This is a genomic window from Acinetobacter sp. YH12105, assembly GCF_013419095.1.
In the GTDB taxonomy this organism is placed as follows: Bacteria; Pseudomonadota; Gammaproteobacteria; order Pseudomonadales; family Moraxellaceae; genus Acinetobacter; species Acinetobacter pseudolwoffii.
Genome location: NZ_VPAU01000003.1, coordinates 145,508 through 170,957, shown reverse-complemented (window position 1 = coordinate 170,957; position 25,450 = coordinate 145,508). Strand labels below are relative to the sequence as shown.

The following is a 25,450-nucleotide window of genomic DNA, read 5'->3' as shown; positions in this document are numbered from 1 at the left end:
CATTTTTTACCACGCTTCGGCGTGGTTTTTTATTGTTTTTAGATATCTCGGACAATATATAGACCGAGGAGTTAGACTCGGTACTCTTGAAACCACTGGATATCTTTTAGGGAGTCGTGCTGTGCCATTTGTTGTAAAAAAGGTCTGAACTCGTCAAATGGCGGTAAAATTTTCGCAGAGATCGCAAAGACCAAACAATAGGCCACATATAAGTCTGCTGCGGAAAATTCTTCACCCAGCAAATAGGGATTGGCCTGGCTTATGCCCTGTTTCAGAAAATCAAATACGGCTGTTTCATTCCCGAAACTTAAACTTCTGCGGTTTTTTTCAATATTTTCTGGCGAAACCTGCAAATTTTTTAGATCGATATATTCGGTGAAGGGCCCATGACAGAACAATATCCATTTTAAATATGCCCCACGCTTGGGTTCATCCAAAGCAGGTGCCAAGCCTTTATCAGAATACTTATCTGCCAGATAGATAAAAATGGCGGCCATTTCTGAAATGACAATCTCCTGATCGACCAGACAGGGAACTTTTCCTATCGGATTAATCTGTAAATATTCAGCTTGATGCATATATTCATAGGACACTTCCACCTGCTCAATCTGGTCTTCAATCTGCAATTCTTTCAATAAGGGCAACAGGGTCAGGCCCCGTGATTGCGGATTGTTATAGAGCTTCATCATATTGCTTTAACCATTTTTTATTTTTAGAGCTTCAGTATAAAACGGTTTTCTGTGTCAATTTACACAGATGTGCTACAGATCATTTCTGTCGCACAGCTTTTAAAATATAGGCAGACCAAAGATGTAAATCTTAAAAAAGATCGACACAAAACTTTTCTTTTAAGACTTTTAAAATCAGATCAATCACCACATGTTTTTGGTCTTTACGATAATTGGCATATAGCCCAATCATGGGCAAAGGTTCAAGGGTCTTTTTGACCACGATATTATCGCCGAGTAATGGAATCACATAGGCCGGCACCAGACTCCAGCCCACGCCCATCCCGACCAGATTGACATTGAGCAGGATATTGGTCGAATGCTGCACCACATTGACCTTCAATTTGGACTGTTTAAAAAAGTCTTGAATAATTCGATGCAATTGTGGTGAAGCCTGTTCATCACTAATGACAAAATCCTGATTTTCAAAGCTCTTAATACTGACATGTGGCAGGGTCGCAACCGGAGAATCTTTAGGCACAATCAGGGTTAAAGGTTCATCAAAAATCCGGATCGAATCAAACTCGCTCGACTGTCCCGGATAGCGGGTAAAAGCAATATCGATCTGGCCTTTTCTTAAAGCACTAAACTGCTCAGCGTCGGTCAAACTATGAAATAGTGCTTTCAGTTCAGGAAAATGTGCGCGGATATTGGGCATGATATAGGGAAAGACTTTCATTTCCGCAACCGGTACAAATCCGATATTCAGCTGATCCTGATGTGCATTGGCAATCTGTCTGGCAGCGTGGATCGCACGTTCTGCATGTTCCAGACTGAGCAAAGCTTCTTTTAAAAAAACCTGTCCGGCCTCGGTCAGGTTGACCTTACGGTTATTTCGCTCCAGTAACTGTACGCCTACCTCACGCTCCAGATCCTTGATTTGCTGACTTAAGGAAGGCTGTACAGTATTCAATTTTTCCGCAGCCCGGGTAAAATTCAGTTCCTCGGCCACAGTGACAAAATAACGTAAATGTCTTAATTCCATTTTATGCTTCCTGATTTTCCGGTACGTGTATTGGTCTTTTGGCCACATACTGACGATAAACCAAGATCGTCACAATGACGAGTGCAGCACTCGACACATACATCGCTTCAAAGCCCCAATAGGCAATCAATAGGCCCATCACCACGGAACCTACCGCCAAACCCAGATCAAACAGGGTAAAGAAGGTTGAAATCGCATGTCCCATACGCTGCTTATCGACAGATTGAATTGCGAGTGTCTGCAGACATGGAAATAATGAACCATAACCGATCCCTACAAAGACCGCTGATAACCAGAGCGTCCATTGATTGGATATCAGACTCACCATGACTAGGCCAATCGCAAAGAAAATAAAGGAAGGATAAATGACAGCACTTGGCCCCTTACGATCATAGATTTTCCCGACCCACGGCCGTACCAACAGCATCGAAGCCGCAAATACAATAAAAAATACGCTGGTATAAGCCAAAAGCTGCTTGCTTTCACTAAATGCCGTGATAAAACTCATGATGCCCGAATAAGCAAATGCCGTCAGCAATGCCACACAGCTTACCGCCAGGACTTTCACTTCCAATATATCTTGTAGACTTAATTTGGTTTTTTCTGTGCCAATCCGCCTTGATTTTGGCAGTTCGGTAATTTTCAGCATCCAGCAGAAAATCAGTCCTAGAGAAATAATAATAGCCAGAATCCCAAATAAGCTTTTAAAGCTAGTGAATTGAATGACGGTCAAGGCCAGCAATGGGCCAAATACCACCCCCAGATTGGTCGACATGACAAAATAGCCCATGCCCTCGCCTTTACGCTGTTCTGGAATAAATTCATTGGCCACCGGAACCGCCACCGTGGTCAAAATACTGAACCAAATGCCATGTAGAAATCGCACCAGCAACAGCGACCACAAGCTATCAATGAGCAAATAGCCAAAGGCAAACAGCGCAAAAATCACGCCTGCACCGCGCATCGAGATTTTCTTGCCCAGTTTTTCGATGATCATGCCGGAAAAAGGCCGAACTGCAATTGATGATGCCAGAAACAAGGTCAGTGCCAAACCTGCTTCTTTGACTGAGCCATCCAAATCTTTCATGATGTAAATCGGCAAGATGGTCAGTAAGGCAAAATAATAAACAAACAGAAAAAAGTTATTGCATAAGCACAAGATAAATGAGCGATTCCATAAACGCTCGGGGCTGAGAGACATAAAAACCAACTTTAAGAAAAATAGACCAGGCTCAGGCTTGAATCACAGCAGGATGCAGCACTAACTCAACCAGCGCCCGGATGTAATTTTCATCCGGCATACGATTGAAAAAAATAATCTGGTAATGGATCGGGCCGTACAAACTGTCCAGCATTAAATCAAAAGGATAATCCGCGCGAATCTCGCCACGTTCAATCGCTTGCTGAATCAGTTGATGAGTCTGCTGTCGACGCGGCAATAAATATTGCTGAAAGAATTCACCGGCCAGTTCACGATGATTGGCGATTACCACCAGTAAAGCCCGACCAATCGGATGGTTGAGCGCCTGAGACAACAAGCTTAGCTGTCGAATCAGATTACTTTTCAGGTCATTTGCAGGATCAGGCTCAAAGACTGAGACCGTATGCTGTTTGAAGGTATCTAGCACCAGCTCCGATTTATGCTTCCACCAGCGATAAATCGTAGATTTTCCCACCCCAGCTCGTGCTGCAACAGCCTCAATAGTCAGTTGATGATACTCTCCCTCTGCCAATGCATCGGCAACCGCCTGCAAGATACATTGCTGTCGTCGTGAGCTTTTTTCGTCATGATTCATAAAGTCTACTTATCTTCAAACACAATCGATACGATACGTATCGTTTTATATTAGAGCAAAAAACGATAAAGCTCCAGACATAAACTGAAATTAAGGCAAAAAAGACTCTCTTATAAAGTAATGCTGATCAGTTAAAGAATTTAAAAATAGACGCTTTAACTGCTTAGTCGTTCATGATGGAGTCTTAAGGTTTTAAATCAAATATTTTAATATCATTTGTTACTTTGATTTCATTCAAATGAGCAGCGGAACTTCGCAAGGAAGGCATCTTGCAGTCATATTCCTCACCGCAAAACTCGTCAGCCACCCTCGACTCGTAAATTTGTCATGGAGACCATCATTTTTTTAATCTTGCGGTGCAATACACCCCATGCCTCAAACAGTTGCGGATGACTTTTCCACCTATCACATATAATCCTCAATTTAAAAAAGAAAATGCCAGTCAATTGGTTAACTGACTGGCATTAGTCTTATGAAGATGTTTTTAAATCACCGCTTAACTCTGTGCAGTCTTTTTATAAATACTGCATGAAGGATGATGATTCTCTTGCAAACGCGCGACTTTACGCTGTTCGGCTGCTTCAAAACGGCAACGTTTCCAGTCATTGTCCAGGTTCAAAGCCGGAATCTGTTTCGGTTTGCCATTTTCATCTACGGCCACCATAGTGAAATAACAGCTATTGGTATGGCGTACCGTTCTTTTTTGAATATTCTGCGCTTCTACACGAATCCCGATTTCCATCGAGGTGCGACCAACATGGTTGACACTGGCCAAGAAAGTTACCAGCTCACCCACATGAATTGGTTCCTTAAAGTTCACCTTGTCTACCGATAAGGTCACGACATAACTGCCCGAATAGCGACTCGCACATGCATACGCCACCTGATCCAGTAATTTCAGAATGGTTCCACCATGAACATTTCCTGAAAAATTTGCCATATCTGGCGTCATGAGAACTGACATCGTTAACTCTGACTGGTCATCTGACACTGCTGCAATTTGATCTAAAGGGGCCATCGTTTTCTTTGAACTCTTTGAATGACAAGGTTATCGCTTATTATTATAGCGTTTTTAACATGAATAAAATGTTCAATTCGGCAAATGAAGCATCATAATTATTGATATAGAAACTGCACTCATACAGAAAAAAATATATTTAACAAATCTCAAGGCTCAGCAATAAGCTAAGTTCCAAACAAATAAACACTTATTGATCTAAAGCGTCTGCTTACCCAGCTCAAGTTTTTTTCGGGCCGCTCTCATTTTGCAAAAAATAATTCAAGATGCTGGATAAATCATTACTGATTTAGCGCATGAGTGGTTTTAACATTTCCTGGGCGACATTTTCATAGCTGAGAATTTGCTGACCATCCAGTGTGGTAGTGACCGTGAAAGAACCATCAGGATGTGCAGCTGTCACTGTAAAAATATAGTGTTCAAATTGCGCCAACTTGACCTGATGTCCAATTTTAATCTGATTCATTGTCGTTACATCTATTCAGTAATCTTTCAAAGCACATTCTGTCATGAACAATATTTAAATATTTGATCAACTTAAGTATAGGAATAATAATATTAAAATTTCGACTTAGAAAAGCAACACTTATTCCCAAAAAAACATAATTTATAATTCAACAACTTATAGTCAAAATAAAGTTTATCTCTCCTGAAAATTCTGGCCAATTCATATGCAGAAACAATGATTTAATCTTTTATAACGATCAGCCAGTGTTAAGATCAGAATCTGGAAAGCATAGGGATGCAATAGCTTTGCCTACCTGATTCGATCTCATAAAAAATGAACAAAAAAATTTAACCGCAATATGCTTTAGGGCTGCTGCTGTTCCTGAGCCACAAAGAGCGGAATATGATGGCCGCGAGCATAATTATATTTTTGATAAGCGAGAGAAATATCCATCAGTTTTAACTGTGCAGCATCAATGCCGGCCTGCATGGTTAATTCTCTGCCACGTACATCAAAGATATGTCCTTTTTCCCGTAAATCGGGCTGGATCACCACATCGGCATGCTTTAATTCTTCTTGTGCCAAGTGTTGCTGCATAATATTAATATTCTGGTTAAACAGTCCCCAGACATTACTGGTTTCCGTATGAATAGGCTGTGCCAGAATATCAACCGCAATCACAATATCTGCTCCCAGCTCACGTGCCACATTCACCGGTACCGGGCTGACCAGCCCGCCATCGACATATTCTTTTTCTTCAATTATTGTTGGAATAAACATACTCGGAATCGACACTGAAGCACGTACTGCCTGTCCAGTATTGCCATAATTAAAAACGACTTTCTTGCCTTCTTTTAGTGCTGTGGCCACCACAAACATCGGGATTTTCATGGCTTCTAGTGGAGTTTGATCGACTTGTAAATTGACATAGTCTTCTACTTTTTTGCCATCAAAAAAACCTTTTCGATCCAGTTTGATATCGCGTACATCGGTTGCTCGCATGCTCAAGGCAATATTGCGCAGCTCAATCGCCGGTTTACCACTGGCATAAATAGATCCGACGATGCTGCCCGCACTGGTTCCAACAATAAAATCCGGACGAATACCGGCCTGTTCCAGTACTTCGAGCGCACCGATATGTGCATAGCCACGCGCACCACCACTGCCTAAAACGAGAGCAATGACCGGACGCTGTTCAGTTTGCTTGATCTTTTCAAAATCAATTTGATTCGGACGTGCCTGAGCTTCTCCACGTTGCGCAGCAGGTTGTAGATGATTGGTAGCTGACTGGACTGTCATCGGTGTGGTTTGACAACCACTCAGGCCGAATGCACCCAGTGCCACAATACTCAACACATATTTCTGCATGTAGAGAATGTCCTCATTAACTAAAGCAGCATAGTGTATAAACACCTGCTTAAATAATCTGTAGAATTTCGTAAAATTGTCATACAGTTCGGGTAGTTTGTCTTCATTTTCCCCTTCATGCTATGTCAGTCATTTCACTGTACCGGATTTTTCTGATTTTCCTGCAACTGGGCTGTATTTCATTTGGCGGGCCAGCCGCACATCTGGTATTTTTTCACCGCAAATTTGTGATGCAACTACAATGGCTCAATGATACCCAATACAGTCAACTGGTGGCTTTGGCGCAGCTTTTACCGGGTCCGAGCAGTAGTCAGGTGGGTTTGTCTATCGGATATCTGCAACGTGGTTATCTAGGGGCATTGATGGCATGGCTGGGATTCACCCTGCCCTCGGTCATACTCATGACTGGTGTCGCGCTACTGGGTCAACACTATGTTCATATTCTAAACTCAAATAGCTTTCATACCATTCAGCTCATTGTATTTTCTGTTATTGCCTGGGCATTCTGGCAGATGCTGCGAGGCTGCTGTAAAACGGCCTGGCAATATGCAGTCCTGCTGCTGTCTGTCATATTATTGACGGTAATTTCGGTGAGTTATAACCAGATTCTCGTCATCATCCTCGGCGCAATTTGTGGAATGTTGATGGGATATTCTTCCAGATTAGATCCGAAAAAGCTCAAAGACAGTGACAGTAATGAAATCAGCTCGCCTTATCTGCAATCTGCTGCTGCACCCTACTGGCTGCTGGCATTTATCTTGCCATTTTTGTTGCTGCCCCTAGCGGATAAACTATCGAATGGGTCGGGCCTGCAATTCCTGAGTGATTTTTATCAGACCGGTTCGCTGGTTTTTGGTGGTGGTCATGTGATTCTGCCCTTACTCCATCAGGATTTTGTCGCGACTGGCATAGTGAATGCGCAATCTTTTGATCTTGGCTATGCATTTGCCCAGCTCATGCCCGGGCCACTATTCAGTTTTGCTAGTTATATTGGCGCTGTGCTGCCGTGGACGCCCTATCTCTGGCTGAATGTACTTTTAGCGACCTGTGCAATCTTTTTACCCTCATTTTTTCTGATCTTTGCCACCTTGCCCTACTGGTCATGGCTGCTGCAGCAACGGCTGATTCATCAGGCCGTGATGGGAATTAATGCAGCGGTAGTGGGTTTGTTACTGGCTTTGCTCCTGAATCTGTCACAACGTTATTTTAACAGTATCTCCGACCTGCTGTTCGTTGTGGTAATGATTGCTTTACTCCGTTCAAAATTACCAGTCTGGTGCAGCCTGATTCTGGGTTTTATCCTTTATCAAAGTTATTTGAATTTCTTTTAAAATACTCCAGCCATAAAAAAGCCCTGAACGATCAGGGCTTTTTGCTTTGCAGGGTTACCAGATATCAGATTTGACCTTGTCTTTAAACTTAGGATGATTATCCAGTTTAAACTCAGGTTCTTTCACGCCACGCTTCAACTGACCGGTATAGTCTTTGAGTAGCATCAGCAGGAATGGCATCAGCAACAGAATCGCAATCAAGTTAATACTTGCCATGATGCCCATAAACAGGTCTGCCATATTCCAGATCAATGGCACACTGGCGACAGAACCGAAATAGACCATGATCAACACAAAAATCCGGAAGATCAGCATGACCCGGCGATTGTTATTAATGAACTGAACGTTTCCTTCGGCATAGGCATAGTTACCAATAATCGAAGAATAGGCAAATAGGAACAGGATCAAGGCCAAGAAATCATCACCCCAGGCACCAATCTGGCTTTCCAGCGCCATCTGAGTCAGGGTCACGCCTTCAAAACCGGCATTTTCATACAGGCCCGAGACCAGAATAATAATCGCAGTACATGAACACACCACAAAAGTGTCTACAAATACCCCGAGCATTTGTACCAGACCCTGATTGACCGGATGCTTCACATCAGAGGCTGCGGCAGCGTTCGGTGCTGAACCCATCCCGGCTTCGTTAGAGAACAGACCGCGTTTGATCCCCATCATCATGGCCATAGAGATCATGGCACCAAAGAAACCACCCGCGGCAGCTTCAAACTCAAAGGCTTTACTGAAAATCAGCTGAAAAATGGAGGGCAAGACATCGTAGTTGATCACGGCAATATACAAGGCCACCGCCAGATAAAGCACGGCCATAAAAGGCACAAAGCTTTCAGCGACTTTCGCAATCCGTTTAATCCCGCCAAAAATAATCATAGCCGTGATTAGAACCAGGAACAGACCGACCCATGATATTTCCAGATTCAATCCACCTAAGGGCAGCAGCAGGTTCGCCTGATCCCAGCCCCAGGCATGCGAGGTTGCGCCGCTAATTGCATTGGCCTGAACCGCATTAAACACAAAGCCATAGGTCGTGATCAATGCAATTGCAAAGACAATCCCGAGCCATTTCTGTTTTAGCCCCTGAGTAATGTAATACGCGGGGCCACCACGGAATTGCTGGTTTTTATGATCGCGCACCTTAAACAATTGCGCCAATGAGGATTCCACCAAAGCAGAGCTCATACCTAGAAATGCAGTAACCCACATCCAGAACACCGCGCCCGGCCCGCCAATCGCAATGGCAATTGCCACACCCGCAACATTACCCACCCCGACCCGGCTTGCAAGACCAGTGACAAAGGCCTGAAACGGGGTAATCCCGTGTGTATCCTGAACCTTGCCACGGCTATTTTTCATGACTTTCATGCTGTGCCAGAACAAACGAATTTGTACTGCACCGGTCATGATCGTATAGAAAATACCGACTGCGACCAGAAACACCACTAGAAAGTCCCATAAAGGGCCATTCAGGGCATTAATCCAGCCAAGCAAGGTTTCATTTAACTGATCATTCATGTCACATCCTTATGAGCCTATGACTCATCGTATCAGGCATAAAAATTATGCAAAAAACTTCAAAATCATCTGAATAACAGTAGCATTGATTAAGTCAACGAAGAACGCCCCACATAATGGAACGATCAGGAAGGCCTTATGCGACGCACCATACATATTGGTAATCGCCTGCATATTGGCAACCGCTGTTGGCGTTGCGCCCATACCGAAACCACAATGACCTGCTGCAAGTACCGCAGCATCATAGTTCTTGCCCATCAGGCGGAAAGTTACAAAACCGGCATACAAAGCCATGGTGATGGTCTGTGCACCCAGAATTACCATCAGTGGTCCTGCAAGGTCAGCCAATTGCCATAATTTCAATGATAACAATGCCATCGCCAAGTACAGCGACAATGAAGCATTACCGAACACATCAATGGCACGATCGAAAATCTGAACTTTGAAAATACCTTCCAGTACATTACGCAGGATGACACCACCCGCCAATGCCCACACGAATGTTGGCAGTTCAAATGCAGTACCTTTACTGAAACCCGTCATAAACTCTGCAAAAGCCAAACAGCCTGCAAATAGACCCAAAGTCGTGATTGCATTATCTGCGGTAATTAAACGCACCTGATGCGGATATTCAAATGGAATATATTCGGTCGAGTTGATATCCATTGGCGTGCTATCACGCTTTTCGATTTGTTGATCCGTACGTGCAATTGCGAGATTATGACGGTTAATCAGCAATTTTGCTAAAGGACCACCAATAATCCCACCGATAATCAGACCAAAAGTCGCACTGGCCATACCCAGTGCCAAAGCACCCTGAATGCCATGTTCAACCTCAAAAATCTCGCCCCATGCACCTGCAGTACCATGACCACCGGTTAAGGTAATTGAACCTGCAATCAGGCCAATCAATGGGTCAATACCGAGCAAGGTGGCCAGACTCATGCCGACTGCATTTTGCAAAATAATGAAAGCCGAAACAGCAAACAGGAAAATAACCAGACCGATCCCGCCTTCACGCAACTTGGAAAAGTTGGCACTCAGACCAATCGAAGCAAAGAAAATCAGCATAAAGCTGGTTTGTAATTCTGCACTGGTGGTGATGCTATATCCCCACAATGAATGCACCAGCAATGAGATGATCGCCGCAACCAAACCGCCCGCGACCGGCTCAGGAATATTGTAGCGCTTTAAAAAATCGATTTTATTAACCAGGAATCGGCCGAGTAACAAAACAATAACTGCGGCAATCAAGGTATAAAATGCGTTAAAAGTAAAATCCATAATTTTTTGCCCAAGATAATGTTGATTTTTTATCATTCTAAAAGTGATGCAGAGATACCGAGCTTTAGATCTCTCATCGATTTCGACCTAAAATATTCTGACCTCATCTAATGCTTTTAAAATAACAAAATGATCCACCATCTCTTTCAAACTTATGAATATCATCATCACGATCATATTCAACAAATGAGAGATTTATAAAAGCCAAAATACAGCTTTGATTTAAGCTCTATTGCTGTCAATGAATGGTATAAGCATACAAATTTAACAGGAGAGTCAGATCTATAAGACTGTGTTCTACTTCTCAAAAAACACCAAGGTTTAGTGAGCGCTTTTAACCTGACTAGCTTAATTCAAGCCACTTGGAATAGCGTTATTTAAAATAAATCTTGTGCATGCCGACCTTGAATTTTCCCAAAGCGCATGGATTAAGATGAAAAGCTGCATATTATGCTGTTTCTTTGTATAAAGTTTTATTGTTTTTTATTAAGAATAGTTAATCAATCTATAAAAAATAATTATTAGTCTAGGGTTTTTAGATGAGCGTCAAACTCTCTAGTTATCGAAAAAAAATATTAATCTCTTACTTAAAACTTTATCAAACCAAGAAATTTCAATGGAATTAACGTGCTTTTCTATCCCAATCCACTTCATCTGTGCAGGCAATTAGTATGTTCAAATGGTTCAAGCATCCGAGTTTTAAGCTAATTTTTAATTTCATCAAAGCTTTTTAACCAATGTCCTGACTATTTGACTGAGGCTATTTAAAACATCAAGCTAGATATCAATCTTTTGTTTCACTGATAAATACTTTTTCCATTCTGGCCCGCGATTTAATTTTTCTGTCCACCCTACTGTTTGTTTAGTTTATAGTCATTCAAAACTTCATATGGATATTCGATTGGACATCAAAATGGATCAAAAACTTGTTCATGCTGTAGATCAAACGATCACCTCTCGCCATTCGGTGCGCGCTTTTTTAAATACGCCGGTCAGTACAGACATCTTGAAACAGATTTTAACTGTGGCCAGCCGCGCACCTTCGGGCACCAATACCCAACCTTGGAAAGTCTATGTTGTGACAGGTAAAAAACGCGATGAACTGGTAGAACGCGTCTGTCAGGCCCAAATGCAAATCTATGCCAATCCCGAGCTGGCGGAACAATACCAAGAAACCTTTGCCTATTATCCTGAACAATGGCTCTCGCCGTTTATTGAACGTCGTCGTGAAAATGGTTGGGGCTTATATGGTTTGCTGAATATTCAAAAAGGCGAAAAAGAAAAAATGGCACGGCAGCAGCTGCGTAATTTTGAATTATTTGATGCACCGGTGGGACTGTTTTTTACCGTACATCGCTCTTTGGCCATTGGTTCGAAAATGGATATTTCGATGATGATCCAGAATGTCATGATTGCAGCAAAAGCCCGCGGTCTGGACACTTGCCCGCAGGCCGCCTGGAATCATTTCCATCCCATCGTACTCGATCTGGTCGGTGCACCTGAACATGAAGAACTGGTCTGTGGCATGGCCTTGGGCTATGCCGATCCAGAGCAGATCATTAACAGCTTTATTACGCCGCGTGTCCCGGTAGAAGAATTCGCTGTATTTATTGATGAGTGATTGAATCAAGGCTGAGTCTATCGACTTGGCCTTATTTTCAGATCTTTAGATTTTATCTGGCCAGAGCCAGATCAGGCATTTATTCATGTTTGAATACTGGCAGCTCAAGTTGACAAATTGCCCAGACGGCAATACAAACAAAAACCAGCATAATCAATGCCATATTTAATAAAGCATTCCAAACCAGAAAATTTAGTAAAAGCCCGCCCAATAAGCCACAGACAAATTGCATACTGCCCATAATCGCGCTAGCAGTTCCTGCACGTGCACCCTGCTTCGCCATAGCCAATGCCATAGCATTCGGGCCAGTAAAACCGATCGACGCCACCACGACAAACATGCCCAGCAAGACCAATGCAATAGAATCTACATCCAGATAGCCAAGCAATACTAAAACGAAAACACCCACTAACTGTAGAACAATGCCGATTTTAAGGCGTTGCAATATCGAGAAACGCCCAGCCAGACGTTTATTCAAGGTCGAAAATAACATGATCCCGACAGCATTGGCACCAAAGGCATAGGCAAACTGCTGCTCAGTCAGTTGATAACGATCCATCAAAATGGCCGAAGATGCACTGATATAACAGAACATCACCGCACTGGAAAAACAGCCGGCATAAAGCGGATGTCGAAAGCTTTGATCCTGAAAAATGCTACGGTACAAACTTAGAACCTGTTGAACGTTCAGCTTGAGACGGCGTTCTGGTTCCAGAGTTTCTTTAAAGAGAAAATGTACACAGGCCAGACTCAGCAGACCGCAGCCCATCAGCACCAAAAAAATCACATTCCATTCATAAAACATCAACACCCAGGCCCCCAGACTCGGCGCGAGAATGGGTGCAATCGCGGTCACAATCATCATGCTGGCAAAAGCCTGAGCTGCTGAATACATATCCAGACGATCACGAATGGCCGCACGGGCCATGACCACCCCGACACAACCACCCAAAGCCTGCAGAATCCGTGCAGCGATCAGACTCCATTCATCCTGCGCAAACACACACAGCAGACTTGCCACAATGTATAAACACAGCCCAAAATACAGCGGTGGTTTACGCCCAATCCGGTCACTGATCGGCCCATAAATCAGTTGCCCCACAGCCAGACCGAAGAAGTAAGCCGGCAAGCTATTCGAGACCATTTGGGTACTGACGCCAAAATCTGCTGCCATCGCCGGCAAGGCAGAAAGATACATATCAATGGATAAAGGCCCGAGCGCACTCAGCGCCGCTAGCAAAACAATCCAGGACATGGCATAAGGTGGTTGTACGATTTTATTCGATGGCATAAGCATGAAGATTTAAAGCGCTAATATGCAGACAAGTTAACACAGTGCATAGTATGATTTAGCTTGAAATGAAATTTTATAAACCTACTATTTTTCATTGGCATATTCAGATTCATCTGTAAGACTGCAGTATAAAGGACGACTTTTGAAATCTTGGCTCACTCGTCTCAAGCAAACCACCTATAATACGACCTTGATGTATAACCTGCGAATGATGACGGCATTTGCAGGTACCGCCTTTGTTCCCTATTTTATGGGGCAACAATTGATGACGATTCCGCTGACTTTAGGTGTGGTCGCAGCCGGTTTAAGCGATATTGATGACCGCTTTTCGGTGCGTATTCTCAATCTGCTGTATACCTACATGGGTTTCTTTATTACTGCGGTTGGCGTTTATCTGCTCTATCCTTATCCGCCGCTGTTCGCCTTGGCCTTGATTGTTTCTTGTATTGGCCTGATTCTGCTTGGCTCCCTTGGCAGGCGCTATGCCACAATTTCTTATGGCTGTCTGGTGGTTTCCGTCTATGCCATGCTGGGTGTCGAACTGTTCGATGAATGGTATAAGCAGGCCGGCTTGCTGGTCATCGGTGCGATGTGGTACGGCATTCTGTCGACACTCAGTTTCCTGGTCTTCCCTGCCCGGTTGGCACAAGACAAGCTTGCCACCTCTTATGCTTCGCTTGGTGACTTTTTATATGCCAAGTCCAATCTGTTTGATGTGGACATGACCCCGACCAGTTATCAGCAGAGCATGATTGATCTTTCTCTTGAAAATGGCAAACTGATTGCCATTTTTAACGAAATGAAAACGGCGCTCTTGACCCGTCTAAAAGGCGACCGTGGGCAAAAAGATACCCGTCGCAGTCTGCAATATTATTTTGTGGCGCAGGATATTCATGAACGTGCCGATTCAGCCCATATTGATTATCAGAAACTGGCCAAGATTTTCCAGCACAGCGACATCCTGTTCCGCTTTCAGCGCATCATGTCGATTCAGGGCAAAGCCTGCAAGGACCTGAGCGAAAGTTTGCTGCTGCGCAAGCCTTATGTACATAACAAACGCTTCAAGCATGCTTTTGACAATCTTCGGCTGTCTCTGGAGAAATTACGTCAGGATCAGCATTATGATCAGGTCTGGATTAATGCCTTATTTTCACTATTTCAGAACCTGAAATCGATTGATGCCCAGTTACGTAACCTGGAAACCGAGCAAAGTATCAAAGCCGAGCGCTTTAAACATATCGAAAACCAGCTCAGAGATGATGACCTGAAAGGCTGGGATGACATCAAGGTTCGAATTAAACAGCATCTCACCCCAGAATCGGTGCTGTTCCGGCATGCCATCCGCCTGTCGATTGTGCTGCTGATCAGCTATATCTTTGTACAGGTCAGCAATATTGAATATGGTTACTGGATTTTATTAACTGCACTGTTTGTCAGCCAGCCAAACTTTAACGCCACCAAACGGCGTTTACGTCTGCGGATTGTCGGTACCTTGGTCGGTATTATTTTCGGTTATGCCATTTTATATTTTGTACCTTCTGTCGAAGGACAATTATTACTGCTGGTGTTCAGCGGGATCTTGTTCTTTGAATTGCGTAGTAAACAGTATGCCCAAGCCACGGCCTTTATCACGATTCTTGCGTTGATCAACTTCAATCTGGATGGTATGGGCTTTGCTGCGGCTATCCCGCGGATGATTGATACCCTGATTGGCTGTGCCATTGCCTGGTTCGGGGTCAGCTTTATTTTCCCGGACTGGAAGTTCCGACGTTTGCCGCGCAGTATCAAACGCAGCTTGCAGGCAGAAGCGGACTATTTAAGTGAAGTGATCGAGCAATATAAATCGGGGCGTAATAATGGCCTGAAATATCGGATTGTGCGCCGTGCTGCCCACAATACCGATGCCGAGGTGGCTTCACTCATTTCGACCCTGGCCACTGAACCGGATATTGATCCGGTACAAAAATCGCTGGCCTTTGAGTTCCTGTGTCTGAACCATACCTTTATCAGTTATATCGCCGCGCTGGGTGCGCACCGAGGAAGAATTGAGGATCAGGACATTCTGAATTTACTGGATAATGCATTAGAGAACATTCGCGGTGCATTATTACGAGACGAAACGCCCGATTTCAGGGCGCAAAATATGATTGTCCATATTCGTCAGCGCCTGTCACATGATCAGGAACAAGATCAGAAATCTCTGATCATTTTGCAGCAGCTGTCTTTAATGTTCAGTATTTTAAACCAGTTGAGCCAATTGAAACAAAGTTTGAGCCATGAGCGTGATGAACAGGCAACAGAACTCGGTTCATTATAATTTGGATAATTTTGGAACAATATACTCACTGAATTGGTACAATTAATGCTAAACTTTTTACAGTTTTAAATCTGCTAGTTTCACTATGACCGCGAAAAATTTATACGCTTATACCCTACAGCCTGTGAACTATGAAATTTCAGAAGCCGAGCAGCGTCATGCTCAGCTGGTGATCTGGCGTAGTACCAATAAAATTGGCATGAAAGCATGGCTGATCATGGGTGCTGTTGTTGCACTTTCTATTCTGGGCCTTCTGCTTCTCAAGAACTATTCAACCGTGTTCTGCTGGGTGGCGATTGCCTGTGTGGTGTTGTATTACCTGATCCGTACCTTTGGTCTGGAATGGTATGTTAAACGCAAGATGAATGAATTTCCGGTACAGGAAATCAAAGGTGTTCGTCTGGGCGTACAACCGCACGGTATCATCATGCGTCAGAAAATGGGCATGCAGGAAGGTGTGGGTGCGATCAGCTGGAAAGACATTTATGAATGGTACAACACACCAGAATTCATGTTGGTCAATTTCAAGGTAAAAGGCCAGCAAGGTGCTTATATCCTGCCTAAACGTCTGGACAGCAAAAACTTTTCTTTTAACACGATTCGTAAGCATCTAGAAGCAGAAGTTGGTGCAGCCAAACAAATCTAAACTTGTACACGTTTCAATAAAAAACCTCCTGCCCCGGCATGGAGGTTTTTTTAATCCTAAAACAATAAATGATAATGAGAATAAATATTATCCTCAACACCTATAATTCAGTATTAAAGTTCAGTTATAATTTGGCCACTTTTATAAAGCTCACCCTTAATCTGACGACCATGTTTAAAAAAACATTTTTCCAAATCCACTGGTTTCTGGGGATTACAGCAGGTTTAATCCTCTCTTTGATGGGCGTCACTGGCGCAATTTATTCCTATGAACAACAAATCTTAAAATGGATAAATAACGACAGTTATACGGTTCAGGTTCAGCAAGGTGACAAACTTACGCCTGCTCAGCTGTATCAGCATTTTCAAAATACCACTCCAGAGATGAAGATTAACAGTATTAGCGTGGCACAAGATCCAAGTGCTTCAAGTACTGTAAATATTGCCAAAGAGGGAGCACGGCGTGGTCATAACATCCTGATCAATCCCTATACTGCCGAAGTTTTGCCTGAAATTAAGGGTCGGGAATTTTTCCAGTTTATTCAGCAACTGCATCGTAATTTAACGGTTGGCCCGGTCGGCAAACAGATTACCGGTGCTTGTACTTTAATGCTGATTTTTTTCGTCTTGTCCGGTCTTTACCTGCGCTGGCCAAAACGTCATTCGATCAAGCAATGGTTCTTTGTAAAACCCAAGCTGAAAGGCCGTAATTTTATCTGGGATCTGCATGCTGTTGTGGGAACCTGGGTGGTGATTTTCTACCTGATTCTGGCTTGTACTGGTCTGTACTGGTCCTATGACTGGTGGCGTAGCGGGATGTTTAAAGTTCTCGGCGTTGAACGTCCACAGCCTACCATGCAAGCCAATGCGGGCAATAATCGTGGTGAAGGACGTCAAGGTGGCGAACGCGGCCCACGTGGTGAAGGACGCGAAGAAGGCATGAATCCAGAACAGATTGGCCGCGCGCTAGATTTGAGCTGGACTGGCTTTAATACTGAATTTTCAGATAAATATTCCACAGTAACCTTTAATCTTCCCAAAAAACCCGACGGCAGCATGCAGCTCAGCTTTGTCGATCCGGTTGCCCAGCATGAACGTGCGCGGAACAGTGCCACTTATAATTACCAGACAGCCGAATTTACAGAAGTTGAATTCTATGAAGATAAAAAGCTCAATGAAAAGATCATGAGCAGCATGTTACCGGTGCATCGTGGCAGCTTCTTCGGCCCGATCTACCAGTTCTTTGCCATGGTCGCAGCCTTGTTAATGCCATTATTCTTTGTGACAGGCTGGATGCTGTATCTGAAACGTCGTAAACAGAAGCGCTTAACGCTGGCAGCGCGTCAGGGTGTCACTCCAGTTGACTTAGATGAAAATGCCAAACCTTGGCTGATTGCTTATGCATCACAAACAGGTGTCTCAGAACAACTGGCTTGGCGTACAGCAACTGCCCTGCAGGAAGCGCGTCAGCCAGCAACAGTAAAAGCGGTACAACAACTGACGCTTGCCGATTTACAGCAAACCGAGCAGGTATTATTTGTTGCCAGTACTTATGGCACAGGTGAAGCACCTGATCTGGCCTCTTCTTTTGAGAAAAAAATCCTGTCCGGCAAAGCTGATCTGCGGCATTTAAATTATGCGGTGTTGGCGCTCGGTTCTCAAGAATATCCGGATAGCTATTGCAGTTTTGGTCACCGTATTGACCAGTGGTTGCAGCAAAATGGTGCCCAGCAGTTATTCACCACCATTGAAGTGGATAATGCCAATAATGAGCACATCCAGCAATGGAATACTGCACTGGCACAAGTAACTCGCCTTGAACTGCAAGCCATGGGTATCGATAAAACCTTTGATCAGTGGACACTGACTCAACGTGAAATCCTCAATCCAGGTAGTCTGGGTGCTCCTGCCTTTAATATCGAACTGATTCCTGAGCATGAAGCAATCTGGCAAGCAGGTGATATTGCCGAGATTCAGCCAGCTAACAGTCCGGAACGTATTCAGGCATTTATGCAACAACACAATATTGCTGCCGGCACACAAGTGCCTTCTATGCAGCAAAGCATTGAGCGCGCGCTTTGGGATCGTGATCTGACTCAGGCTGAACCTTTTGATTCACTGGATCAGCTCCTCAAGCAATTACCGGCTTTGGCATCACGTGAATACTCGATTGCCAGCATTCCAAGTCAGCAAGTCCTGCGTCTGGTGGTACGTCAGCAAGCTGATGCGAATGGAAATCTAGGTCTGGGTTCAGGCTGGTTAACCCAGCATGCCGCACTCAATGCACCGATTGCGCTACGCATTCGCAGCAACGAATCGTTCCACCTGATTGATGATAACCGTCCGATCATTTGTATTGGGAATGGTACCGGTATTGCTGGTTTAATGAGTCTGCTCAGCTCCCGTAACCGTCAGGAATACACCCAAAACTGGCTGATCTTCGGTGAACGTCAGCGTGAACATGATTTCTTCTTTGCAGAAACCATTCAGGCCTGGTTGCAAATGGGAACCCTGAAACGGCTGGATCTTGCGTTCTCTCGTGACCAGCAGGAAAAAGTCTATGTGCATCATAAATTACGGGAACAGGCTGAAGAGCTGAAAACCTGGGTTGCCCAAGGCGCAGTGATTTATGTCTGTGGTAGCATCAATGGCATGGCCAGTGATGTCGATCAGGCCCTGACCGAGATACTTGGTGAAACGCTGCTCGATCAATTACGTCTGGATGGCCGTTATCGCCGTGATGTATATTAAGATGAACTGATATACTAAAAACCGGGCGCAATAGCCCGGTTTTTGAAAATACAAAAGTAATAATAAAAATATGAATAAGAAAAAAGGAAACTTGGATGCTCAATCAACTTAAACGAAGTCTCAGTCTGATCTTTGGCTTGATCCTCTGTATCAATAGCGTCTGGTTACTGAATCAGGACCAAAGGCATTTTGGTATCATGCTATCTATCATCATTGCTGTGGCACTGATCCTGTATGCCCTGCTTTTTTCATCTATTCAGCGCTGGAAACAAAATTCTCGACTCAGAACATTGTTCTGGAACAGTCTCTGGGGCGGATTTTTACTCTGGATGATCAGTGTTGCGATTTTTTTTGCTTATATCCAGATGTCGATTAACTCGAATATTCCTGCACAACCGGCTACAGCGATTCTGGTATTAGGTAGTGGGATTAACCAGGGTCAACCCTCACCCATCTTAAAAAATCGTCTGGATACTGCAGCAAAATATGCAGAACAATATCCAGATACGTTGATGATTATGACCGGGGGACGAAATTTCCGGGAAAGACAAAGCGAAGCTGAAGTCATGCAACATTATATTCATATGACCTATCCGCAGCTCAAAAACCCGATTCGCTTAGAAGATCAAAGCAGAAGCACCCAACAGAACCTGCAATATTCTCAGGCGATCTTGCAACAACAGAATATTGATCGAAATGAGCCCATTGTGATTGTGACCAATGATTTTCATAGCCCGCGTGCCCGTGCTATTGCCAGACATCAGGGCTATCAGCAAGTGATCAGTCTGAGTGCCAGCACTCCTCAGAATGCTCGCTACCATTCATGGCTACGTGAATATTTTGCGTTGATTAATGGCTGGCTGCTGAATGAATATTCACTGTTCCAATAAACAAGCTGCTTAACAACAAGAAAATTAATTTAAACGAATGTGTCTTGGCAAAGGCATATCCGGATTTTTAAAAAGTTCCGGCTTTTGCACATAGATCTGATACAGATAATTTTTGATATCCAGTAATAATTTTTCCGGTGCCACCAGAATATTCTGCCCTTCTGGCGTCAGATCAAGAGACACAATGGTACTTTCCTGACGTAAAAACGGAATCACTTTCTCTACAAAATCCTTGAGACCAATTTCCTGAATATCGTAATTCACCCAATTGTCTTTAATCAGCAGACGAGCCAGACCTTTACTGTGCCAGCAAGCAAATGCACGCTGTCCAGTAGGGGTCGCACACAAAGCCCAGCCATCCTGATAAAGCGCAAAAATGCTGGCATTCGCGACAATCGATTCAATATATTGTTTATAAAGGTGTTGAGGGTCGTATGTAGTTTGAGATTTGGTCGCTGCCTTGCGCTGATATGGATTTCTCATCGTCGTGAAACCTTCAAATTATTATAGACTTCAAATTCTATGAAATGTTCAGTGTTTAGGCAAGAAAGATATGGTGGGCGCTGACGGGATCGAACCGCCGACATTCTGCTTGTAAGGCAGACGCTCTACCAACTGAGCTAAGCGCCCTGAGAAAAACAACAGCGTTGTTTTTAATGACGCAAGACAAGGAATGTCTTGGTATATTGAACACTCAGATCTCAGGAATCCAAGTCTCTCATCTTAGGATGGCGCAGCGGACGGGGCTCGAACCCGCGACCCCCGGCGTGACAGGCCGGTATTCTAACCAACTGAACTACCGCTGCATCGTAAGAATCTGGTGGGCGCTGACGGGATCGAACCGCCGACATTCTGCTTGTAAGGCAGACGCTCTACCAACTGAGCTAAGCGCCCTGATAAAGAGTGTCAATCTTTAGTTTAATCAAATTTAAGCTCAGGGACCTAAATTTAATTTCTTTTGAAATGGCGCAGCGGACGGGACTCGAACCCGCGACCCCCGGCGTGACAGGCCGGTATTCTAACCAACTGAACTACCGCTGCATCGCAAAAGATTATGGTGGGCGCTGACGGGATCGAACCGCCGACATTCTGCTTGTAAGGCAGACGCTCTACCAACTGAGCTAAGCGCCCTCAAAAGGTCTATCGTATAAATGGCGCAGCGGACGGGACTCGAACCCGCGACCCTCGGCGTGACAGGCCGATATTCTAACCAACTGAACTACCGCTGCATTTACACAATGTCGCAATTGTGGCAAACGAGAATCAAGATCTTAAAGTGGCGCAGCGGACGGGGCTCGAACCCGCGACCCCCGGCGTGACAGGCCGGTATTCTAACCAACTGAACTACCGCTGCAACTATAAGGTCTCAACATGAAAGAGCTTGGTGGGCGCTGACGGGATCGAACCGCCGACATTCTGCTTGTAAGGCAGACGCTCTACCAACTGAGCTAAGCGCCCTTTCTAAACGTCTATCATCGTTTGATGGGTGCATTATAGAGAATCTGCACAGCCTGTCAAACGCTTTTCGGAATGTTTTCCACTTTTTAGGTGTGAGTGATTAAAAAATAGGTTGTTTGTTAAAAAAAACAACACTTTTTGTTTATTTTTTAAGTCTCTACCGAAATTTTTTAATTTCCAAAATGAAAATCACAACAAAATTTCCTGTCTTCTCTTGCGAGATTTCAGACTCACTCAGGCAGTATGCTTTAGTTCCGATCAAGAATTATACAAAGCTTTAAAATTACTCGGCGTTGTGTTCATGTAATCTTTCAACTGTCATTTATTTTTATGTGAAAAATAGCGATAAAGTTTAGCTTTAGACGATGATTCAACCCGTTTCATGCTGTAAAAATAGGATCTGGATCAGATTAATAAATGTCTTAAACTGTATTAAATCATCTCATCCCGCCCGTAAAAACAAAATCATTTTCACATGACATTAAAGATCGATTCATTATTCAGTATGCACACCCTTCAGCATTTTTGAATCTAATGCATGTTCCGAGATATACACCAAGGCATTCTCACCCACCAGGTCAAAGAGTTCAGCGACCTCCAGATTACGCATACGAATACAGCCATGAGAAAGTGGCTCTCCCATCATTTCTGTTTCTGGCGTGCCATGAATATAGATATAACGTTGATAGGTATCGCAGCCCTCGCCTTGATTAAAACCGGCTTCAAGCCCACTCAACCATAAAATACGGGTCAAGATCCAGTCACGTTGCGGAAACTCTGCTGCCAGTTCAGCATCATAAATTTCACCCGTCGCCTGACGTGCAATAAATACACTGTTTAAAGGTGCATTCTGACCAAACTTTTCAGCGATCTTGTGCCAGCCACGTGGGGTCTTGCCACTATTTTCAGTTTCACCAATGCCATTTTTACCAGTGGAAATCAGATATTGCTTGTTTAGACGTGGCAAATACAGCTTTTGTTGGGCGAGATCAATCAGGATATCTGCTTGATCCAGATGCAAGGTATTCATGACTTGTTATTCTCTGAATCTACTTTATTTAACTCTGTTTTCTTTAACTTTATCTCTGTTTTTTCAGTATGAATCGTTTCTTGATGAAGCATCACCTGATCCGGTTCAGGACGTCGCCATAACCAGATGGCCACAATCAGCATGGTGATATTGGTAAAGGCTTTTACTGCCAAGGGTGCGGTAGTAAACAGCATGATAATCCCGCTGATCAGCATCATGATACTGGCCAGCCATTTGGCCTTACGCGGTACAGTACCATGTGCCCGCCAATCTCTTAAAGTCGAGCCATATTTGGGATGGTTCAATAACCAGTTATCCATTTGTGGCCAACCTTTAGATGCCGCCCAAGCAGCCAGAATCAAAAAGACCGTTGTTGGCATACCCGGCAGGATTGCACCGATAAAGCCCAGGATCACAAACAGCACCACCAGACTCCGCCAAAACAACACTTTCATACATCAACCCTAACCGCAGAATTCAGGTAGTATAAAGCGTTTTCCGATACTGTCCGTTGTATTTCTGCACTTTTCACAGGTTGTACCATGTCTTTTTCCAGTTTAAACCAAAATCTTGTAGAAGCATGGCATCGTTATCAACATCCTCTGGTACGGCAACTGGCATTTGCTGTCGGTAGTCCGAATATCCTGTCCGGTATTCCCGAGGAGCTTGAACTCATACATCGCTTTGAGCTGCATGACAGCCAGACTTGGCAGCAATATCTTAGCCAGTATCATCCACGTTTGGAATTTCTCGATCAGCATCCAGAAGAATTAATCGAATTTGTGCAGCAACTGAAAAGCACGCGTTTGGGGCTGCGCTTTGAAATGCTGGTCTGGTTCTGGTTACTCGACGATGCTTATCATCCCTATCAGCTACTCGGTCATAGTATTCAGCAAATTGAGGGTGCAAAAACCTTGGGTGAACTGGATTTCCTAGTCCTTAATACCGATACCGGACTGGTTGAACACTGGGAAATTGCCCTGAAATATTATCTGGCCGAAGCAGATTTTAGTCTGCCGCATTGGTACGGCCTGAACCGCACCGATACCTTAATCAGAAAAATGAACCATTTCACACAAAAACAGTTCCAATTTGATGAAGCTTTAGCACATTCTATTCAAAAACGTTTTTGTGTGATGAAGGGACAGTTGTATCTGCCGACCCATTATGCTGATCAGCCTATTCCCACCTGGATTAATACCAAGCGTCGCCTAGGTCTATGGGGGCAGCATATTCCTGCTGCACAAGACGCGTTCTATCGCCTGCAACGGCATGAATGGATTTATCCGCAAGCCCAGCCAAGCAGTTTGACTGCGACCTGGTGGACGGATGGTCTCTATAAAAAAATCGATCGCAATGACTTCTATATGTATCGCCAACCGGTACTAACTCAATATCCATCACATAAGCCCCTATAAAGCATTACATTTATTAACCGAAGCACTATGAAAACCACATATTTTTTAGTGCGTATATTTTCTACTCTAAGTTCCACATCATAATAATTTTATTATTGATTATACGGAGATGATGATGAAAAAAATTCTTGCTGCTTCATTAATGATGGCTTTTGTATTAACTGGCTGTAACACCGTAAAAGGTATGGGCAAAGACGTGTCTAAGGCGGGCGATGCGGTAACCAACACTGCTGAAAAAACCTCTGACGAAATCCGTCAAAACTAGTTTTTTCTTAAATGCTCATAGAACCCTATCTCAGATAGGGTTTTTTTATATCGATCGTTCACATTCAAGCCGATATTCGCCTATTATAGAGCCGAGAAAATTATCGACTGTTGAAAACCGCATGAGCTCTTCCGCTACTCTCGATTTAAGCCTGCAACTATTACGTCAGCCTTCTGTCACCCCCATTGATCATGACTGCCAGAATATTATGGCGGAACGTTTAAAAAAGATTGGTTTCAATATTGAATCCATGCGTTTTGAAGATGTTGATAATATCTGGGCACGCAAAGGCACAGAAGGTCCGGTCTTCTGTTTCGCTGGCCATACCGATGTGGTGCCAACGGGCAACCTGGATGACTGGAACTCAGATCCATTTTTACCCGAAATCCGTGAAGGTAAACTTTATGGTCGTGGCAGTGCCGACATGAAAACGGCTTTGGCAGCTATGATCGTAGCGACAGAACGTTTTGTAGAAAAACACCCAAATCATAAAGGTTCAATTGCTTACCTGATTACGTCAGATGAGGAAGGCCCATCAATTAATGGTACAGTCAAGGTCATTGAAACCCTGGAAGCGCGTAATGAAAAAATTACCTGGTGTCTGGTCGGTGAACCGTCAAGTACCCATAAACTGGGGGATATTGTCAAAAATGGCCGTCGCGGTTCTTTAAATGCCAATCTCACGGTAATAGGCAAACAAGGTCATGTGGCATATCCGCATCTGGCAGTGAACCCGATTCATAGCGCCTCTAAAGCGATTGCCGAGCTGTGTGACACCGTCTGGGACCATGGCAATGAATATTTCCCGGCAACCACTTTCCAGATTTCCAATATCAATTCAGGTACAGGCGCAACCAATGTTGTTCCGGGTAGCATGAATCTGCTATTTAACTTCCGTTATTCAACTGAAGTGACTGCCGAAGAACTTAAAGCACGTACTGTGGAAATTCTGGATCGTCACGGTGTGGATTATGATATTTCCTGGACTTTATCTGGCTTGCCATTTCTGACCCCGGTCGGCGAGCTGGTCAATGCAGCTAAAACCGCTATTCTAAATGTCACAGGCACTGAAACCGAGCTTTCTACTTCTGGTGGAACCTCGGATGGCCGCTTTATTGCACCTACAGGCGCACAGGTACTGGAACTTGGCGTATTGAATGCCACCATTCATCAGATCAATGAGCATGTTGATATTGCCGATCTGGAGCCACTGGCTGAAATTTATGAACAGATTTTGGTAAATTTACTCGCCAATTAAGTAAATTCATAACGC

Annotated in this window: 22 protein-coding genes and 8 tRNA genes; 9 read left to right on the top strand and 21 right to left on the bottom strand. The window is 44.0% G+C overall.

From position 1 onward, the window contains the following. Positions 1 to 71: 71 nt before the first annotated feature. The 7 genes from FTU44_RS04255 to FTU44_RS04225 form a co-directional block, all read right to left on the bottom strand. Complete coding sequence (locus FTU44_RS04255; protein ID WP_180049617.1) at positions 72 to 686, bottom strand: glutathione S-transferase family protein; 615 nt, start codon at positions 684 to 686, stop codon at positions 72 to 74. 133 nt (positions 687 to 819) lie between these two features. Then, on the bottom strand, positions 820 to 1,713 hold the full coding sequence (locus FTU44_RS04250; protein WP_005097811.1) for a LysR substrate-binding domain-containing protein: 894 nt from the start codon (positions 1,711 to 1,713) through the stop codon (positions 820 to 822). 1 nt (position 1,714) lies between these two features. Beyond that, entirely contained in the window at positions 1,715 to 2,914 is a 1,200-nt protein-coding gene (locus tag FTU44_RS04245) for an MFS transporter (protein ID WP_005097814.1), read from the bottom strand. Between the two features lie 31 nt (positions 2,915 to 2,945). Continuing rightward, the gene (locus tag FTU44_RS04240) at positions 2,946 to 3,509 is read right to left on the bottom strand and encodes a TetR/AcrR family transcriptional regulator (RefSeq protein ID WP_005097816.1); all 564 of its coding nucleotides are present in this window, start codon (positions 3,507 to 3,509) and stop codon (positions 2,946 to 2,948) included. A gap of 496 nt (positions 3,510 to 4,005) precedes the next feature. Then, entirely contained in the window at positions 4,006 to 4,527 is a 522-nt protein-coding gene (locus tag FTU44_RS04235; RefSeq protein WP_004280680.1) for an acyl-CoA thioesterase, read from the bottom strand. A gap of 289 nt (positions 4,528 to 4,816) precedes the next feature. Further along, positions 4,817 to 4,993, bottom strand: coding sequence for a hypothetical protein (locus FTU44_RS04230; RefSeq protein ID WP_005097818.1), 177 nt, complete (start codon positions 4,991 to 4,993; stop codon positions 4,817 to 4,819). 345 nt (positions 4,994 to 5,338) lie between these two features. After that, the gene (locus FTU44_RS04225; protein WP_005169741.1) at positions 5,339 to 6,343 is read right to left on the bottom strand and encodes a patatin-like phospholipase family protein; all 1,005 of its coding nucleotides are present in this window, start codon (positions 6,341 to 6,343) and stop codon (positions 5,339 to 5,341) included. Positions 6,344 to 6,465: 122 nt separating this feature from the next. Here FTU44_RS04225 and chrA point away from each other — a divergent pair, with 122 nt between their 5' ends. Next, positions 6,466 to 7,674 (top strand): chromate efflux transporter, encoded by a 1,209-nt coding sequence (chrA, locus tag FTU44_RS04220; RefSeq protein WP_180049586.1) that lies wholly within the window; start codon positions 6,466 to 6,468, stop codon positions 7,672 to 7,674. Positions 7,675 to 7,728: 54 nt separating this feature from the next. Here chrA and FTU44_RS04215 read toward each other — a convergent pair whose 3' ends face one another. Both FTU44_RS04215 and gltS read right to left on the bottom strand, forming a co-directional pair. Continuing rightward, complete coding sequence (locus FTU44_RS04215) at positions 7,729 to 9,204, bottom strand: sodium:alanine symporter family protein (protein ID WP_074383429.1); 1,476 nt, start codon at positions 9,202 to 9,204, stop codon at positions 7,729 to 7,731. A 45-nt stretch (positions 9,205 to 9,249) separates the two neighbouring features. Beyond that, positions 9,250 to 10,488 carry a sodium/glutamate symporter gene (gene gltS, locus FTU44_RS04210; protein ID WP_100355594.1) on the bottom strand — a complete coding sequence of 413 codons (1,239 nt, stop codon included), beginning with the start codon at positions 10,486 to 10,488 and terminating at the stop codon, positions 9,250 to 9,252. Positions 10,489 to 11,401: 913 nt separating this feature from the next. On the opposite strand from gltS, the gene FTU44_RS04205 reads away from it, so the two are divergent. Then, positions 11,402 to 12,109 (top strand): nitroreductase, encoded by a 708-nt coding sequence (locus FTU44_RS04205; RefSeq protein WP_005097826.1) that lies wholly within the window; start codon positions 11,402 to 11,404, stop codon positions 12,107 to 12,109. Positions 12,110 to 12,188: 79 nt separating this feature from the next. Here FTU44_RS04205 and FTU44_RS04200 read toward each other — a convergent pair whose 3' ends face one another. Beyond that, positions 12,189 to 13,406 (bottom strand): multidrug effflux MFS transporter, encoded by a 1,218-nt coding sequence (locus tag FTU44_RS04200; protein ID WP_180049584.1) that lies wholly within the window; start codon positions 13,404 to 13,406, stop codon positions 12,189 to 12,191. Between the two features lie 139 nt (positions 13,407 to 13,545). On the opposite strand from FTU44_RS04200, the gene yccS reads away from it, so the two are divergent. The 4 genes from yccS to FTU44_RS04180 all read left to right on the top strand — a co-directional run bounded on the left by yccS (position 13,546) and on the right by FTU44_RS04180 (position 20,006). Further along, positions 13,546 to 15,720 carry a YccS family putative transporter gene (yccS, locus tag FTU44_RS04195; protein ID WP_159138270.1) on the top strand — a complete coding sequence of 725 codons (2,175 nt, stop codon included), beginning with the start codon at positions 13,546 to 13,548 and terminating at the stop codon, positions 15,718 to 15,720. 85 nt (positions 15,721 to 15,805) lie between these two features. Further along, positions 15,806 to 16,366: a YcxB family protein gene (locus FTU44_RS04190; protein ID WP_005169724.1), complete on the top strand. Its 561-nt coding sequence runs from the start codon at positions 15,806 to 15,808 to the stop codon at positions 16,364 to 16,366. Between the two features lie 170 nt (positions 16,367 to 16,536). After that, positions 16,537 to 19,116 carry a sulfite reductase flavoprotein subunit alpha gene (locus tag FTU44_RS04185; RefSeq protein WP_180049582.1) on the top strand — a complete coding sequence of 860 codons (2,580 nt, stop codon included), beginning with the start codon at positions 16,537 to 16,539 and terminating at the stop codon, positions 19,114 to 19,116. Between the two features lie 95 nt (positions 19,117 to 19,211). Next, positions 19,212 to 20,006, top strand: coding sequence for a YdcF family protein (locus FTU44_RS04180; RefSeq protein ID WP_180049580.1), 795 nt, complete (start codon positions 19,212 to 19,214; stop codon positions 20,004 to 20,006). Positions 20,007 to 20,030: 24 nt separating this feature from the next. On the opposite strand, the gene FTU44_RS04175 is transcribed toward FTU44_RS04180, so the two are convergent. The 11 genes from FTU44_RS04175 to FTU44_RS04125 form a co-directional block, all read right to left on the bottom strand. Continuing rightward, positions 20,031 to 20,489, bottom strand: a complete 459-nt coding sequence (locus tag FTU44_RS04175; RefSeq protein ID WP_180049578.1) for a DUF2750 domain-containing protein — start codon at positions 20,487 to 20,489, stop codon at positions 20,031 to 20,033. Positions 20,490 to 20,560: 71 nt separating this feature from the next. Further along, positions 20,561 to 20,636: transfer RNA gene (locus tag FTU44_RS04170), tRNA-Val, on the bottom strand. 99 nt (positions 20,637 to 20,735) lie between these two features. Beyond that, positions 20,736 to 20,812, bottom strand: a tRNA-Asp gene (locus FTU44_RS04165). 12 nt (positions 20,813 to 20,824) lie between these two features. Next, positions 20,825 to 20,900 (bottom strand) — tRNA-Val (locus FTU44_RS04160). 70 nt (positions 20,901 to 20,970) lie between these two features. Next, positions 20,971 to 21,047, bottom strand: a tRNA-Asp gene (locus FTU44_RS04155). 14 nt (positions 21,048 to 21,061) lie between these two features. Then, a tRNA-Val gene (locus FTU44_RS04150) sits at positions 21,062 to 21,137 on the bottom strand. Positions 21,138 to 21,158: 21 nt separating this feature from the next. Continuing rightward, positions 21,159 to 21,235: transfer RNA gene (locus FTU44_RS04145), tRNA-Asp, on the bottom strand. A 48-nt stretch (positions 21,236 to 21,283) separates the two neighbouring features. Continuing rightward, positions 21,284 to 21,360 (bottom strand) — tRNA-Asp (locus FTU44_RS04140). Between the two features lie 28 nt (positions 21,361 to 21,388). Beyond that, a tRNA-Val gene (locus FTU44_RS04135) sits at positions 21,389 to 21,464 on the bottom strand. A 496-nt stretch (positions 21,465 to 21,960) separates the two neighbouring features. Then, positions 21,961 to 22,494 carry a cell wall-recycling L,D-carboxypeptidase ElsL gene (gene elsL / locus FTU44_RS04130; RefSeq protein ID WP_005097834.1) on the bottom strand — a complete coding sequence of 178 codons (534 nt, stop codon included), beginning with the start codon at positions 22,492 to 22,494 and terminating at the stop codon, positions 21,961 to 21,963. After that, the gene (locus tag FTU44_RS04125; RefSeq protein WP_100355569.1) at positions 22,491 to 22,949 is read right to left on the bottom strand and encodes a YbaN family protein; all 459 of its coding nucleotides are present in this window, start codon (positions 22,947 to 22,949) and stop codon (positions 22,491 to 22,493) included. Before FTU44_RS04125 ends, elsL begins: the two co-directional genes overlap by 4 nt. An 87-nt stretch (positions 22,950 to 23,036) precedes the next feature. Between FTU44_RS04125 and FTU44_RS04120 the strand changes: the two genes are divergently transcribed. The 3 genes from FTU44_RS04120 to dapE all read left to right on the top strand — a co-directional run bounded on the left by FTU44_RS04120 (position 23,037) and on the right by dapE (position 25,435). Beyond that, entirely contained in the window at positions 23,037 to 23,912 is an 876-nt protein-coding gene (locus tag FTU44_RS04120) for a DUF1853 family protein (protein ID WP_005169712.1), read from the top strand. Between the two features lie 112 nt (positions 23,913 to 24,024). Beyond that, the gene (locus FTU44_RS04115) at positions 24,025 to 24,177 is read left to right on the top strand and encodes an entericidin A/B family lipoprotein (RefSeq protein ID WP_004280704.1); all 153 of its coding nucleotides are present in this window, start codon (positions 24,025 to 24,027) and stop codon (positions 24,175 to 24,177) included. A gap of 121 nt (positions 24,178 to 24,298) precedes the next feature. Continuing rightward, entirely contained in the window at positions 24,299 to 25,435 is a 1,137-nt protein-coding gene (gene dapE, locus FTU44_RS04110) for a succinyl-diaminopimelate desuccinylase (protein ID WP_180049576.1), read from the top strand. Positions 25,436 to 25,450: the final 15 nt, after the last annotated feature.

Coding starts and splice junctions, on each gene's coding strand:
- FTU44_RS04255 (WP_180049617.1), bottom strand. CDS start 686: ATGAAGCTCTATAACAATCCGCAATCACGGGGCCTGACCCTGTTGCCC.
- FTU44_RS04250 (WP_005097811.1), bottom strand. CDS start 1,713: ATGGAATTAAGACATTTACGTTATTTTGTCACTGTGGCCGAGGAACTG.
- FTU44_RS04245 (WP_005097814.1), bottom strand. CDS start 2,914: ATGTCTCTCAGCCCCGAGCGTTTATGGAATCGCTCATTTATCTTGTGC.
- FTU44_RS04240 (WP_005097816.1), bottom strand. CDS start 3,509: ATGAATCATGACGAAAAAAGCTCACGACGACAGCAATGTATCTTGCAG.
- FTU44_RS04235 (WP_004280680.1), bottom strand. CDS start 4,527: ATGGCCCCTTTAGATCAAATTGCAGCAGTGTCAGATGACCAGTCAGAG.
- FTU44_RS04230 (WP_005097818.1), bottom strand. CDS start 4,993: ATGAATCAGATTAAAATTGGACATCAGGTCAAGTTGGCGCAATTTGAA.
- FTU44_RS04225 (WP_005169741.1), bottom strand. CDS start 6,343: ATGCAGAAATATGTGTTGAGTATTGTGGCACTGGGTGCATTCGGCCTG.
- chrA (WP_180049586.1), top strand. CDS start 6,466: ATGTCAGTCATTTCACTGTACCGGATTTTTCTGATTTTCCTGCAACTG.
- FTU44_RS04215 (WP_074383429.1), bottom strand. CDS start 9,204: ATGAATGATCAGTTAAATGAAACCTTGCTTGGCTGGATTAATGCCCTG.
- gltS (WP_100355594.1), bottom strand. CDS start 10,488: ATGGATTTTACTTTTAACGCATTTTATACCTTGATTGCCGCAGTTATT.
- FTU44_RS04205 (WP_005097826.1), top strand. CDS start 11,402: ATGGATCAAAAACTTGTTCATGCTGTAGATCAAACGATCACCTCTCGC.
- FTU44_RS04200 (WP_180049584.1), bottom strand. CDS start 13,406: ATGCTTATGCCATCGAATAAAATCGTACAACCACCTTATGCCATGTCC.
- FTU44_RS04190 (WP_005169724.1), top strand. CDS start 15,806: ATGACCGCGAAAAATTTATACGCTTATACCCTACAGCCTGTGAACTAT.
- FTU44_RS04185 (WP_180049582.1), top strand. CDS start 16,537: ATGTTTAAAAAAACATTTTTCCAAATCCACTGGTTTCTGGGGATTACA.
- FTU44_RS04180 (WP_180049580.1), top strand. CDS start 19,212: ATGCTCAATCAACTTAAACGAAGTCTCAGTCTGATCTTTGGCTTGATC.
- FTU44_RS04175 (WP_180049578.1), bottom strand. CDS start 20,489: ATGAGAAATCCATATCAGCGCAAGGCAGCGACCAAATCTCAAACTACA.
- elsL (WP_005097834.1), bottom strand. CDS start 22,494: ATGAATACCTTGCATCTGGATCAAGCAGATATCCTGATTGATCTCGCC.
- FTU44_RS04125 (WP_100355569.1), bottom strand. CDS start 22,949: ATGAAAGTGTTGTTTTGGCGGAGTCTGGTGGTGCTGTTTGTGATCCTG.
- FTU44_RS04120 (WP_005169712.1), top strand. CDS start 23,037: ATGTCTTTTTCCAGTTTAAACCAAAATCTTGTAGAAGCATGGCATCGT.
- FTU44_RS04115 (WP_004280704.1), top strand. CDS start 24,025: ATGATGAAAAAAATTCTTGCTGCTTCATTAATGATGGCTTTTGTATTA.
- dapE (WP_180049576.1), top strand. CDS start 24,299: ATGAGCTCTTCCGCTACTCTCGATTTAAGCCTGCAACTATTACGTCAG.